The following is a 12689-nucleotide window of genomic DNA, read 5'->3' as shown; positions in this document are numbered from 1 at the left end:
CCCTCAGAAACTCTGCGCCAGGGCCAGCAGGCGCTGCTGGGCTTCGCCACAGGACTGCGCGAATCGCTCGGGCGCCGACTCCTCGCCTTCCGCCGCAACCACGGTGACGTCTTCGATACCGATAAAACCCAGGGCCGTGCGCAACCAGCGGTCCGCGTGGTTCATCGCTTCATGCTCGCCCCCCGGGCCAAAGCCGCCCCCGCCGCGGCTGGTAACGATCAACACCTTCTTGCCCTGCACCAGGGGCTGGTACTGGGCCACGCCGTTGTCCTGCTGGGTGTTGAAGGTCAGCCCCAGGCGCACGATGTGATCGACCCAGGCCTTGATCCCGCTGGGCACGCTGAAGTTGTGCATTGGCGCCGAGATCACCAGGCGCTGATGGCCAAGCAACTCCGCCACCAGTTCGTCGCTCAGGGCCAGGTCGGCCTGCATCGACAGAGGCCGCGCCTCGGGCTGTGGATAAAACGCGGCGGCGATAAAGGCTTCGCTGACGTGGGGCAAGGCACCCCGGCCAACCTCGCGCCGGGTCAACCGCCCCTGGGGATTGGCCGCTTGCCAGGCCTGGAGGAAGGCGTCGGCCAGGCGCCGGCTGTGGGAACGCTCGCCCCGTGGGCTACCGTGGATCGCAAGAACTGTACTCATCTCATCTGCCTCAGACGGGTTGCTGATGGCGGCCTTGAAACCAAGGCCGGTCCGCGCTAAAGCTAAGAGCACAGCCGCACTGCAACAAATGAACAGAATTTCTTCCAGATGAATTTATCTCAGCCATGGAGCACTCGATGTTCGCCCACCTGCCCCTCACCGCCCTGCGCACTTTCGAGTCCGCCGCGCGCCTGCTGAGTTTCAAGGCCGCCGCCGATGACCTGTCGGTGACGCCCACCGCGGTGTCGCACCAGATCCGCAGCCTGGAGCACTGGCTGGGGGTGGCGCTGTTCGAACGACTGCCGCGCCAGGTGCGCCTGACCGAGCCCGGCCAGCGCTTGTTTCACAGCTTGCACGGTGCTCTTTTGGAAGTGACCCAGAGTGTCGATACGCTGCGGCCCACACCCAGCAATGCCCAACTGACCGTTTCCACCACCGCGGCCTTTGCCGCCCTGTGGCTGGTGCCGCGGCTGGGGCGCTTCTATGCCCGGCACCCCGGCATCAGCCTGCGCCTGGATACCCAGTGCGAGGTGGTGGACCTGCAACAGGACGCCAGCATCGACGTGGCGATCCGCTACAGCCAGGAGGGCTACCTGGACCTGCACGGCCTGTGCCTGTTCGACGAACGTTTCGCGGTCTACGGCTCGCCCCAGCAGGTGGCCCTGGCCCGCCAGCAGGCGCCGACCCTGATCAGCGTGCACTGGCGCAACTCCCGGCTGTATGCCGACGGTTGGCAGGCCTGGTGCGCCCAGGCCGGGGAAAGCTGGTTCGATGACGCGCCGCTGATCCGCTCCTACGACGAGGAACAGTACGCCCTGCAAGCGGCCATTGCCGGCCAGGGCCTGGTCCTGGCCAGCGACATCCTGGTGTCCCAGAGCGTGGCCAGCGGCCTGCTGCAGCCCTACCGACCCGAAGTCCAGGTGGACGGCGCCGGCTACAGCGCCCTATGCGTGCCCGGCCGCGAGCGCCATCCGCCGGTGCGCGCCTTTCTTCAATGGCTGCAGCAGGAATCATTGCTGGCCGGGCACCCGTCACTGGCACGCAGTTGACCGCCGGGCACATCCGATAAAACTTTTTGCCGCCGCCGCGACTCACAACCAAGGTAGCGATCAGGCCAACAGAGCCTGGCGTAAATCGGATTAGCCTCCAGGAGATCGAGATGAGCGACATGCATTTGTCTGATGTGAACACCCTGCGCGAACGGGCCCGCCAACACGTGGAAAACGGAGCCGTGACCGAGGGCTACAACGCCGATCGCGAGGAGATACTGCGCCTGCTCAACGAGTCGCTGGCCACCGAGCTGGTCTGTGTGTTGCGCTACAAGCGCCACTACTTCATGGCCAACGGGATCAAGGCCAGCGTCGCCGCCAGCGAGTTCCTCGAACACGCCACCCAGGAAGCCGAGCACGCCGACAAACTGGCCGAGCGCATCGTCCAGCTCGGTGGCGAACCGGAGTTCAACCCCGACCTGCTGTCCAAGCACTCCCATGCCCAGTACGTGGCCGGCAACACCTTGAAGGAAATGGTCTACGAGGACCTGGTGGCGGAGCGCATCGCGGTCGACAGCTACCGCGAGATCATCCAGTACATCGGTGACAAGGACCCCACCACCCGCCGCCTGTTCGAAGAGATCCTGGCCCAGGAAGAAGAACACGCCGACGACATGGCAGACATCCTCAACGACCTGTAACGCCCTCTCCCCCAAGCCCGCCCTGCCTGCAGCGGCGGGCTTTTTTCTGGCCGCGCGCCCAGGCCCTTAATGAGTCGGTTTCACCGTCACCGGTGCCTTGCCCGAGCGCATCTGCTGCAACAGCGGCGCGCACTGGTTGGGCTCATCGCCGCTGGGCGCCACCAGCGCCAGCAGCCCCGCCGCCGGCCCGGCGATCACCCCCAGGGCCACCATGCCGGCACCGCGCAGTACCAGGGGCACGGCCTTGACCCCGGCACTGGGCTGGATGAACTTGCCCTGTACATAAAGCGGCGAGCGCAGGGAGAACAGGCGCAGGCCCTTGGATTCCGGAGTGATGGTCAGGTCCAGTTGCTCGCTGGCCATATTGGCGGTGCCATCGATGTAGATGATGGCGTTCTCGGTGTCGAAGACGAACAGCCGGGAAGTCGCCAGGCCGCTCTTGATGCCGAAGTCGGCCGCCGCGCAATTGATCTTCACTTCCTTGTCGCCAAACATCTTGCCGACCACATAGTTGCCGACGTTGAGCCCGGCGATTTCCATCAGGCTGCGGCTGATGGCGCCATCGTTGATCAGCATCTTCAGGTCACCGTTGGCGCTGCCCAGCAGGGCCGCCACCGAGTTGCCGCGACCGGCGATGTCGGCATCGCCATTGAGCTCGCCAAAGCTGGTCTTCATCGGTTCGAAGGTGGGGAACAGTTGCTTGAGCTTGAAATTGCGCGCCGTCAGCCTGGCCCGGCCCTCCAGCGGCGTGGTGTGGCCGTTGAGGCGGATCTGGGCGTCGAGCTTGCCGCCGGCCACGCCGAAGCGCAGGGGCTCCAGGCTGAGCTGGCCGTCGTTGAGCACCAGGTGGGTGTACAGATCGGTGAACGGCAGCTCGGCGCTGTGGACGATGCGCTTGCCGGTGAATTCCACATCGGCGTCCATGTCCCGCCAGCGCTCGGTGCGGAACTCTTCCACCGGCAGCACCTTGTCCGCCGGCTGCTTGCTCTCGCCGCCCCGGGCCTTCTGCTTGGCGTTGGAGTCGGCGCCGATCAGCGGCGCCAGGTCGCTCATCAGCAACTGGTTGGACACCAGCGCGCCACTGAGCTTGGGCCGTGGCTGGCTGGCCACGTAGGTCAGGTTGCCGTGGATGTCGCTGTCGCCGATCTTGCCGTTGAAGTCCTGGTAACTGAAGGTCGCGCCCGCCGGATCGTGCAGCTTGGCGGTCAGGTGGCCGTCGGTGGAATAGGGCGGCGAATCCGGCAGGGTCACCCCGGTCAGCGGGTAGAGGTTGCCCAGGCTGGTGCCCGCCAGCTTCAGGCGCAGGTCCAGGGCGCCGAGGTTCAGCGGGTCGGTCAGGCTGCCGCGCAGCTCCACCTTGGTGTCGCCGATCTGCGCCTGGGCCTGCAGCGGAAACGGCTTGCGCGAATCCTGCAAGGCCAGCAGGCCGCCGATCTTGCCGGTGCCGGCGAGCTTCTGCCCGTGATACTGGCCCTTGACCTTGAGGGCGAACGCATAAGCCTGGGCCTCGGCGCCTTTCTCGGCCACCTTCTTCGCTTCACTTTCACCGACGATATCGCTGAACGGAATCGGCTTGCCGAGCAGTTCCACCTGCAGGTCCAGCTGGGTCTTCAGGCTCTGGTCATCGAGGGTCACGTGGCCCTTGTCGAAACCGATGGCACCGATGTCCACCGTCCAGTTGGACGGTTCGGCGTTCGGGTCCTTGGGGTCGAACTTGAAAGTCCAGTTGGCGCGCCCGTCGGCCACGCGCTGCAACGCGGCGTCGGGCTCGGTGAGGTCGATGCGCGGAATGCTCACTCGTTGCGCCAGCAGGGCCAGAGGCGAAATGCGCAGCTCAACCCGCTTGAGGCTGACCATCTGCGGCGCCTTGGACCAGTCCGGGTTGCCCAGGGTCAGGTCCTGGGCCACCACGTGAGGCCAGGGCACCCAGGCCCGCCAGCCACCTTCGTCAGGTTCGCGTTGCCAGACCACCGACAAATCGCCATTGATCGCGAAGGGCCGGTGCAACTCCTCGGAGACCTTGGCATTGAGCGTGGGTTTGATCCGGTTCCAATCGAAGAACGCGATCACCAGTACCAGCACCGCCAGTAGCAGGATCAGGCCAGTGATGGACCAGGCGAGAATTTTACGAGTGCGCGTCATTGCACGAGGCTCCTGAAGACAACTGAGCGCCCAACCACGACGCATCGATGAACTGCCGATGGAAAAATCACCGGCCATGAAAACTACGACTGACAAAGCCCGCGCAGGTTTAATCCGGCTACCCGATCCGCTGAAAAAACCTGCTTTCCTGATCACTCGGACAGCTTTGTGTTACCTCGAGCCGCCCCTCCCTGAAGCGGCAGTGAGTCGAAAATACCCACCCTGGTGCAAAAGCAATCGGCGTTAACGCCCGAGCTAGAGCCTTCGCGGCAAACAATCAATTCCGTTGATTATTACCATTGTGTTTATGAACTTTTATATCGATTTAGCGGCGGTAACATTAGCTCCGTACCCAATTTATCGCCCTACCAAGGAGCAACCCATCATGAAACGCCAACTTTTACTGAGCCTCGCCTTATCTGTTCTGGCTGCCAACGCCTTCGCCCTGCCAGCCGCTGAACAAGCCACCCCACAGGTCAAGGCCAGCCACAGCGTGTTCACCCAGACCCTGGCCGAAGGCGGTTCGGATCGCCTGATCGAACGCAACAAAGTCGCTGCCGACGGTTATGACCGTACTCCACAAGGCCAGAGCGTTGCCGAAGACGGCTATGATCGCACCCCTCAAGGCCAGAACGTTGCCGAAGATGGCTACGACCGCACCCCACAAGGTCAAAACGTAGCTGAAGGCGGCCGTGATCGCCTGGAAGAGAAAGGCCTGGTGGAAGATGGCTACAGCCGTACACCTCAAGGTCAGACCGTTGCCGAAGGCGGTGCTGATCGCCTGGCCGAACGTCATCAAGCTGCGAGCTGAGGCCATGCTGGCCCTGGAAAAAAGCCCGATCCCTGGATCGGGCTTTGACTTTTATAGCAGCTGCATTTTTCCCCCTGCCTCTCCCTCCTGTCTCTGACAGCAGTTCGACTCCGGCAAAGTTGATTTGCTAGAGTGCGCCGCTCCCATTGAGCAAAGAACGCCCCGCCGATGCTGCCCCGCGCCGAACAGAAGCAACAGACCCGCAACGCCCTGATGGATGCCGCCCGGCACCTGATGGAGTGTGGCCGTGGGTTTGGCAGCCTGAGCCTGCGGGAAGTGGCGAAAGCCGCGGGTATCGTGCCCACCGGTTTCTACCGGCACTTCAGCGACATGGACCAACTGGGCCTGGAACTGGTCAGCGAAGTCGGCCAGACCTTTCGCGAAACCATCCGCCTGGTGCGCCACAATGAATTCGTCATGGGCGGCATCATCGATGCCTCGGTACGCATCTTCCTCGATGTGGTGGAAGCCAAGCGCTCGCAGTTCCTGTTTCTGGCCCGAGAGCAGTACGGCGGCTCGCTGCCGGTTCGCCAGGCCATCGCCACCTTGCGCGAGAACATCAGTTCGGACCTCGCCGCCGACCTCACCCTGATGCCCAAGCTCCAGCACCTGGACGCCGCCGATCTCAGCGTCATGGCCGACCTGATCGTCAAAAGCGTGTTCGCCACCCTGCCCGACATCATCGATCCCCCGGCCCAGGCCCTGCCCGAACACCTCACGCCCCAGGCCAAGATCACCCAGCAACTGCGCTTCATCTTCATCGGCCTCAAGCACTGGCAAGGCCTGGGCAGCACCGAGTAACTCGCCCGCACCGCTCCCCCTTCACACTATGCGCCCCGCTCTGGGCTGCGCGTTTGCGCCTGCCCGCCCGCCGGGCACCGGATTGCAGCAAAAACATTTCCCGCGCACCAACTCAGTGCTATAAATCAGCTCAGCGCATCAATTTGTAACAAGATGAAACAAGGTTTTGCCCCTTTTTCAGGCGCAGTTCCGGCATCGAGAAAGGGTTTTTCCTCTCCACCGAGTGATTGGCAAGGCCCTTGCTCTGGCTTGTGCATCGCTCATAGCTGGAAGCTTTCCGATGCTGGTGATCCACCGCAGAACCGCCCCCCAAGCCACCTGGTCCGCCGAACTGCACCTGACTTACGAGGCCCGCAGCAAAAGCCGCCTGCGCTGTTTCAGTGCCGCCGGTGAAGACGTCGGCCTGTTTCTGGAGCGGGGCCAGCCACCGCTGCACGATGGTGAGTTCCTGGAGGCCGAGGACGGGCGCATCGTCAAGGTCTGCGCCCGCCCGGAAGCCCTGCTGCACGTCACCTGCCGCAACGCCTTCGAACTGACCCGCGCCGCCTATCACCTGGGCAACCGCCACGTGGCCCTGCAGGTGGGTGACGGCTGGCTGCGCCTGCTGGACGACTATGTGCTCAAGGCCATGCTCGAACAGCTGGGGGCCAGCACCGCGCCCCTTGAGGCACCGTTCCAGCCCGAGCATGGCGCCTATGGCGGCGGCCACCATCATTCGCGCCACGGCGATGAAGACTTCAACTATCCGCCGCGCCTGCACCAGTTCGGCGTCCGCCCATGAACCCGGCCTGGGCCCTGCTGCGCCTGGCCAGCCCGCAGTTGCCGATTGGCGGCTACAGCTATTCCCAGGGCCTGGAAATGGCCGTGGAGCAGCAGCGGGTAAATGATCAGGCCAGCGCCCGCCGCTGGATCAGCGATCAACTGCTGCTGAACCTGGCACGCTTCGAAGCACCGCTGCTGCTCGCCCACTGCCAGGCCGCAGCCGACCAGGACTGGGCCCGCTTGCAGCAGTTGAGCGAGGAACATCGGGCCAGCCGCGAAACCCGCGAGCTTTACCAGGAAAGCCGGCAGATGGGTTATTCCCTCAAGCAACTGCTGGAGGGTTTGCCGGAACTGGACAGCGATGCCAGGGAACTGCTGACGCACCAGGACGAACCACACCTGGCCCTGGGCTGGGCCCTGGCGGCACGGGCCTGGGGCATAAGCCCGGCGGACGCCCTGGCCGCCTGGCTGTGGAGCTGGCTGGAGAACCAGCTGGCGGTGCTGATGAAGACCCTGCCCCTGGGCCAGCAGGCCGCCCAGCGCCTGACCAGCGAGCTGCTGCCACTGTTGCAGCAAGCCCAGCACCACGCCGCGAACCTTGACCCCAACCATCATGGCAGCGCCGCTTTCGGCCTGTCCCTGGCGAGCATGGCCCACGAGCGCCAGTACAGCCGCCTGTTCCGTTCCTAGGAGAAACTCATGAACGCACAACCTCTGCGCGTCGGCATCGGCGGCCCGGTGGGCTCCGGTAAAACCGCCCTGACCCTGGCCCTGTGCCTGGCCCTGCGCGAGCGCTACAACCTGGCGGTGGTGACCAACGATATCTACACCCGCGAAGACGCCGACTTCTTGGTACGCAATGAGGCCCTGGCGCCGGAACGGATCATCGGCGTGGAAACCGGCGGCTGCCCGCACACCGCGATCCGCGAAGACGCCTCGATCAATCTGGAAGCGGTGGACCAGTTGAACCGGCGCTTTCCCGGGCTCGACCTGATCCTGGTGGAGTCCGGCGGCGACAACCTCTCGGCCACCTTCAGCCCCGAACTCTCCGATCTGACCATCTATGTGATCGACGTTTCCGCCGGTGACAAGCTGCCGCGCAAGGGCGGTCCGGGCATCTGCAAATCCGACCTGCTGGTGATCAACAAGATCGACCTGGCGCCGCTGGTGGGGGCCTCCCTGGAGATGATGAACAGCGATACCCAGCGCATGCGCGGCGGCAAGCCGTTCGTCTTCAGCAACCAGAAAACCGGCCAGGGCCTGGCGGACATCATCGCCTTCATCGAACGCCAGGGCCTGCTCACCGCTGCCTGATCCCCGAACCCAATCCGCTCAACAAGGAAAGCCACTCCATGACCCTAAAACGCATCCTCGGGGCCCTGGCCCTGCTGCTGACCCCGGCCCTGGCCTTCGCCCACCCGGGCCATGGCGACAACGGCCTGATGGCCGGTATCAGCCACCCCATCAGCGGCCTCGACCACCTGCTGGCCATGCTCGCTGTCGGCCTGTGGGCCGCCCAGCAGCAAGGCGCCGCGCGCTGGGCGCTGCCTTGCACCTTCGTCGGCACCATGCTGATCGGTGGTGTGCTGGGCTTCGAGGGCCTGGAGTTGCCGGCCCTGGAAAGCGGCATCGCCGCTTCGGTATTGGCCCTGGGCCTGGCCGTGGCCCTGGCCGTGCGCCCGCCCCTGAGCCTGGCGATTGCCGCCACCGCGCTGTTTGCCCTGTTCCATGGCGTGGCCCACGGCCTGGAACTGCCGGACATGTCCAGCCCTTGGGCCTATGCCGCCGGTTTTGTGGCGGCCACTGCGGCCCTGCATGCCGCCGGCTATGCCGTGGTACGGGTACTGCCTCAGGCGGCAGCGCCGCTGGTGCGCCTGGCCGGTGCGGCCTCGGCCGCTACGGGCGTGTGGTTGCTGGCAGGCTGATCCCTGCTTCATCTGCAGGAGCCGGCGTGCCGGCGAAGGCGGTCCTGCGGGCCTCGTTCGCAGGCAAGCCAGCTCCTGCCAGTATGTCGTGCTCGGCGGGCAAGCCGCCTTGTGGGGCTTCTCTGGTAACATGTCGCGCATTCAAAACTGCCGTGACGACGCCAGCCAATGCCCGATGTATCCCGCTCCGCCACCTCGCCTGAATCGAGCGCTCTGTTCAACGCCATGCAGCAGCATTTCCACAAGGTGATAGTGCCGCTGTGGCAAGGCCCGGGCTGGAATCCGCAGTTGGCGCTGCCCTATGAGGCGCTGGACGCCGAGCATCGGCCGCTGCCGCCGCAGCGCTATCGAGCCATGGCCTGTGCCCGGCAGTTGTATCTGTTCTCCCAATTGATCGGCGATGCCGCCGCGCCCTTTGCCCAGGAGCGCGCCGCCGCGCTGTTTCGCTCGCTGCAGCGGCACTTCCACGACGCCGAGCACGGTGGCTGGTTCTACAGCATCGACCCCGAAGGCGCGCCGCTGGATAGGCGCAAGGACCTCTATACCCACGCCTTTATCCTCTTCGCCTGCGCTCATTACTGGGCCAAGGTCCGCGAGCCGCTGGTGGAGTCGGTGCTCAACGCCGCCCTGGAAGTGGTAGCCCAGCGCTTCGCCCGCGGCGACGGGCTCTACGAAGCCAGCCTCGCCGAGGACTGGTCCATATTGGGTTCGGGGCCCCTGCAGAATCCACTGATGCACCTGGCCGAAGCCTTTCTCGCGATCCTGGCCGTACGCGAGGACGCTGCGGTGCAAGCCGCGTTGCTGGAACTGTGCCAGGCCATGCAGCAGCAGTTCATCGACCCCCAGCACGGGGTGATGATGGAGAAGCCCCTGGGAGCTGTGGATAACTGGTTCGAGCCGGGGCACCAGTTCGAGTGGTACTTCCTGCTGGCCTCGTCACAGTTACTGCGCGGTAGCGCCCTGCACGCTTGCGTGGAACGAGCCTTCGCCTTTACCGAGCAACTGGGAGTCGAGCCCGAGAGCGGCGCCGTGTGCGCCATGCTCGAACTGCCGCCCCGAGCCGGCGTCAAGGACGCCACCCAGCGCATCTGGGCCCAGGCCGAATACCTGCGTGCCCTGACCTTGCGCCCGGCTGGCCAGGCACCCTTGCTGCGTCAGCTAAAAGCGCTGCAAGCGCATTTCCTGCATGCAGGGGGCTGGAATGAATGCCTGGATGCCAACGGCGCGGTCAGCCGGCGGGATATGCCCTCGACCACGCCTTATCACCTGGCGACCTGCTATCGCGGGCTGGCGGAATATTTTGCCTGAGGCCCTTGGCCGGCAAGCCGGCTCCTACGCGGTGTTGTAGGAGCCGGCTTGCCGGCGAAACAGGCGCCGCCCATCAAGCGATCCACTTGCGATCCCCGGTAAAGCTGATGGTCAGCCAGCGCGCTGCGTCGGCCTCTCCCAACTGGCTGGAAATCTCCTCGCGCAAACGGTCCAGAGTCGCCACATCCTGCAGCGGATAGTGCGCCGGCAGGACGATATGGATCTCGATGAACCGCGCCCGACCGTGCTTCTGCACGTAGCTGATGTAGTCGTCGAAACCATGGGCGGCCTTGGCCTGCTCCATCACGTTGCGGACCTTTTCGTCCAACTGGTCCGGGGCGATCCCCAGCACATCACGCAGGGCCGGGCGCAAGATCTTCAGCGCCGGCGGCAACATGCTCAGGGCCAGCAGGATCAGGATCGCCGGGTCGACATACACCGCCCACTGGCCGTGCCCGTACTGCTTGAGCAGCAAGGCGATGATGAAGCTCACCAGCAGCCCCACCGAGAGCATCGCGTCCACCAGCCAGCTGATGTTGTCGAACTGGATCAGCGACGACTTGAGCTTGCGGTTACGCCGGCGCACGTAGAAGAAGTAGGCGAACTCCGCCACGGCGAAAAACGCCGCATAGAAAATCACCAGCCCCAGCTCGACCTCGCGGCCACCGTTGATGATGCCGAACACCCCATTGAGGAAGGCGTAGATGGCGATGAGCATCAGGAAGCTGCCTTCGATCAGCAGCACCATGGGTTCCAGGTGCCAGAAGCCGAACTGGAAACGGTGGTTGCTTTCCTTGGCGATCAGCTTGGCGGTGATCAGCATCAGGACCTTGATGAAGGTGGCGATCAGCGAAAAAAATCCATCGAACAGGATGGATTGGGCGCCAGAAACAAAACCCGTGACGATACCGGCGATCGCCACGGCGAACATCAGTACGGTCGATTGTTTGAGCAGAGCCTGCTCACCTCGGTTACTCACGATTCCTCCTATCGAACTTCAAAAACGCCGCCTCGTGTGAGGCAGCGGCGAAATTTCTGGCGGGAATTCTAACCTGTCAGGGCTGCCCACAAGCTGAAACGAATCAGCTTATGTGTATCCGAGTACAACTGTAGCCGCTGCCGAGCGATGGCGAGGCTGCGACCGCCTCCGCAGGAGGCGCAAGATCTTGCGGGCGCCGGAGGGCCCTGCGGCCCTGTCGCAGCCTGCGGCAGCGGCTACAGGAGGCTCATGACTTGGCGTTGCGTTCGATGGCGAAACCGGCCCAGGTCTGGCTCACAGGCATCAGCTCCAGGCTGTTGATGTTGACGTGTGCCGGGGTATTGAGCACCCAGAAAATGGTGTCGGCGATGTCCTCGGGCTGGATCGGCTCGGCCCCGGCGTAGGTGGCGTCGTAGCGTGCCTGGTCACCGGCGAAGCGCACCAGGGAGAACTCGCTTTCGCACAGCCCCGGCTCGATGTTGGTGACGCGCACGCCGGTGCCCTGCAGGTCGCAGCGCAGGTTCAGGGAGAACTGCTTGACGAAAGCCTTGCTCGCGCCATAGACGTGGCTGCCCGGGTACGGGTAGTTGCCGGCGATGGAGCCCAGGTTGACGATGCCTGCGCCGCGACCGTGGGCGATCAACCGTGGCAGCAGCAGGCGGGTGCTGTACATCAGGCCCTTGATGTTGGTGTCGACCATGGTGTCCCAGTCATCCAGGTCGCACTTGGGCGCCGGGTCCACGCCCAGGGCCAGGCCGGCGTTGTTGATCAGCCCGCGCAGCTTGCTGAACGAAGGCGGCAACTGGGCGATGGCCTCTTCCATGGCCTTGCGGTCGCGCACATCGAGCACCAGGCCATGCACCTCGGTCTGTTTGGACAGCTCCGCGCACAGGGCGCTGAGGCGCTCCTCGCGGCGGCCGGTCAGTACCAGGGACCAGCCGGCTGCGGCAAAGCGCCGGGCGCAGGCTTCGCCAAAACCGGAAGTCGCGCCCGTAATGAACAGTGTGGAAGTCATGGTGTTCTCCTTGCTGGGTGGCGAGCCGCCGTTTCGATAAAAAACGCTTCGCAGCATGCCCGGGCCGGCTCCTACCGGCAACCGCGCCGTTGGCCGTAAAGAGCCGCAAGCGGTGAGCGCGCCCGATGCTTGCTGTACAAAAAACACTCACCAGGCGCCAAGCCACGGGTTACATGGCCTGCAGCCATGTGCACGCACCTTATCCACAGGCCGGTCCACAGTCTTTGGGGGCAAGTGCAAAGGGCTGAAAGCCGCTATCCACAGGGCCTGCGCGGGTTCAGCAGAAGTTTTTTGCTTGACCCGGACCGCGGGTCCATGCAGCCGGCCCGGGCAAAGATGACCGCACGGTCAAGGTTGACAAGGCCAGAGGCCAGTAACTACGCCGCTCAGAGCCGTCTTTCCAGAGTTTAATCACAGACTTATCCACAGGCTTATCCCAACCCTTTTCCAGGTACAGCTGCGACAATAAAAAGGTTGACAAGCGCACCTTCAGCTCCCACAAAAAGCACCGATCAAAAAACAACCAATCGCCTGCAAGCCACGTGGTTAAAGGCTTGCAGCCAGCTACACCCACGTTACCCACAGCCCGCTCCACAGCAAACGGGGACAAGTCA

Annotated in this window: 13 protein-coding genes; 9 read left to right on the top strand and 4 right to left on the bottom strand. The window is 64.1% G+C overall.

Going from position 1 to position 12689, the window contains the following annotated elements; all coding sequences use genetic code 11:
* Window positions 1–3: 3 nt before the first annotated feature.
* Complete coding sequence (locus tag AC07R1_RS24450; RefSeq protein ID WP_072452016.1) at window positions 4–642, bottom strand: FMN-dependent NADH-azoreductase; 639 nt, start codon at window positions 640–642, stop codon at window positions 4–6.
* Between the two features lie 125 nt (window positions 643–767).
* On the opposite strand from AC07R1_RS24450, the gene AC07R1_RS24445 reads away from it, so the two are divergent.
* The gene (locus AC07R1_RS24445) at window positions 768–1691 is read left to right on the top strand and encodes a LysR substrate-binding domain-containing protein (protein WP_495111012.1); all 924 of its coding nucleotides are present in this window, start codon (window positions 768–770) and stop codon (window positions 1689–1691) included.
* 110 nt (window positions 1692–1801) lie between these two features.
* The gene (locus AC07R1_RS24440) at window positions 1802–2332 is read left to right on the top strand and encodes a ferritin-like domain-containing protein (RefSeq protein ID WP_015633957.1); all 531 of its coding nucleotides are present in this window, start codon (window positions 1802–1804) and stop codon (window positions 2330–2332) included.
* A gap of 66 nt (window positions 2333–2398) precedes the next feature.
* On the opposite strand, the gene AC07R1_RS24435 is transcribed toward AC07R1_RS24440, so the two are convergent.
* Entirely contained in the window at window positions 2399–4474 is a 2076-nt protein-coding gene (locus AC07R1_RS24435) for an AsmA family protein (RefSeq protein ID WP_495111011.1), read from the bottom strand.
* A 385-nt stretch (window positions 4475–4859) separates the two neighbouring features.
* Here AC07R1_RS24435 and AC07R1_RS24430 point away from each other — a divergent pair, with 385 nt between their 5' ends.
* The 7 genes from AC07R1_RS24430 to AC07R1_RS24400 all read left to right on the top strand — a co-directional run bounded on the left by AC07R1_RS24430 (window position 4860) and on the right by AC07R1_RS24400 (window position 10081).
* Entirely contained in the window at window positions 4860–5285 is a 426-nt protein-coding gene (locus tag AC07R1_RS24430) for a hypothetical protein (protein WP_103290441.1), read from the top strand.
* Window positions 5286–5453: 168 nt separating this feature from the next.
* Complete coding sequence (locus AC07R1_RS24425; protein WP_011058978.1) at window positions 5454–6086, top strand: TetR family transcriptional regulator; 633 nt, start codon at window positions 5454–5456, stop codon at window positions 6084–6086.
* Between the two features lie 280 nt (window positions 6087–6366).
* Window positions 6367–6867, top strand: a complete 501-nt coding sequence (gene ureE / locus AC07R1_RS24420; protein WP_015633955.1) for an urease accessory protein UreE — start codon at window positions 6367–6369, stop codon at window positions 6865–6867.
* On the top strand, window positions 6864–7538 hold the full coding sequence (locus AC07R1_RS24415) for an urease accessory protein UreF (RefSeq protein ID WP_011058976.1): 675 nt from the start codon (window positions 6864–6866) through the stop codon (window positions 7536–7538). Before ureE ends, AC07R1_RS24415 begins: the two co-directional genes overlap by 4 nt.
* 9 nt (window positions 7539–7547) lie before the next feature.
* Window positions 7548–8162: an urease accessory protein UreG gene (gene ureG / locus AC07R1_RS24410; protein ID WP_011058975.1), complete on the top strand. Its 615-nt coding sequence runs from the start codon at window positions 7548–7550 to the stop codon at window positions 8160–8162.
* Between the two features lie 38 nt (window positions 8163–8200).
* Window positions 8201–8773: a HupE/UreJ family protein gene (locus tag AC07R1_RS24405; RefSeq protein ID WP_015633953.1), complete on the top strand. Its 573-nt coding sequence runs from the start codon at window positions 8201–8203 to the stop codon at window positions 8771–8773.
* 168 nt (window positions 8774–8941) lie between these two features.
* Window positions 8942–10081: an AGE family epimerase/isomerase gene (locus AC07R1_RS24400; protein WP_123397737.1), complete on the top strand. Its 1140-nt coding sequence runs from the start codon at window positions 8942–8944 to the stop codon at window positions 10079–10081.
* A 73-nt stretch (window positions 10082–10154) separates the two neighbouring features.
* Here the strand turns inward: AC07R1_RS24400 and AC07R1_RS24395 are convergent, their stop codons facing one another.
* Together AC07R1_RS24395 and AC07R1_RS24390 are read right to left on the bottom strand one after the other, a co-directional pair.
* Window positions 10155–11060 carry a cation diffusion facilitator family transporter gene (locus tag AC07R1_RS24395; RefSeq protein WP_011058972.1) on the bottom strand — a complete coding sequence of 302 codons (906 nt, stop codon included), beginning with the start codon at window positions 11058–11060 and terminating at the stop codon, window positions 10155–10157.
* A gap of 247 nt (window positions 11061–11307) precedes the next feature.
* The gene (locus AC07R1_RS24390) at window positions 11308–12075 is read right to left on the bottom strand and encodes an SDR family oxidoreductase (protein WP_041115482.1); all 768 of its coding nucleotides are present in this window, start codon (window positions 12073–12075) and stop codon (window positions 11308–11310) included.
* Between the last annotated feature and the right edge of the window lie 614 nt (window positions 12076–12689).

It is taken from the genome of Pseudomonas sp. GW821-FHT07F01, from assembly GCF_059418825.1.
The sequence above is the reverse complement of the archived record's forward strand: the minus strand, read 5'-3'. Positions and strand labels throughout refer to the sequence as shown.

Coding starts and splice junctions, on each gene's coding strand:
- AC07R1_RS24450 (WP_072452016.1), bottom strand. CDS start 642: ATGAGTACAGTTCTTGCGATCCACGGTAGCCCACGGGGCGAGCGTTCC.
- AC07R1_RS24400 (WP_123397737.1), top strand. CDS start 8,942: ATGCCCGATGTATCCCGCTCCGCCACCTCGCCTGAATCGAGCGCTCTG.
- AC07R1_RS24430 (WP_103290441.1), top strand. CDS start 4,860: ATGAAACGCCAACTTTTACTGAGCCTCGCCTTATCTGTTCTGGCTGCC.
- AC07R1_RS24415 (WP_011058976.1), top strand. CDS start 6,864: ATGAACCCGGCCTGGGCCCTGCTGCGCCTGGCCAGCCCGCAGTTGCCG.
- AC07R1_RS24425 (WP_011058978.1), top strand. CDS start 5,454: ATGCTGCCCCGCGCCGAACAGAAGCAACAGACCCGCAACGCCCTGATG.
- AC07R1_RS24390 (WP_041115482.1), bottom strand. CDS start 12,075: ATGACTTCCACACTGTTCATTACGGGCGCGACTTCCGGTTTTGGCGAA.
- AC07R1_RS24445 (WP_495111012.1), top strand. CDS start 768: ATGGAGCACTCGATGTTCGCCCACCTGCCCCTCACCGCCCTGCGCACT.
- AC07R1_RS24435 (WP_495111011.1), bottom strand. CDS start 4,474: ATGACGCGCACTCGTAAAATTCTCGCCTGGTCCATCACTGGCCTGATC.
- AC07R1_RS24405 (WP_015633953.1), top strand. CDS start 8,201: ATGACCCTAAAACGCATCCTCGGGGCCCTGGCCCTGCTGCTGACCCCG.
- ureE (WP_015633955.1), top strand. CDS start 6,367: ATGCTGGTGATCCACCGCAGAACCGCCCCCCAAGCCACCTGGTCCGCC.
- AC07R1_RS24440 (WP_015633957.1), top strand. CDS start 1,802: ATGAGCGACATGCATTTGTCTGATGTGAACACCCTGCGCGAACGGGCC.
- ureG (WP_011058975.1), top strand. CDS start 7,548: ATGAACGCACAACCTCTGCGCGTCGGCATCGGCGGCCCGGTGGGCTCC.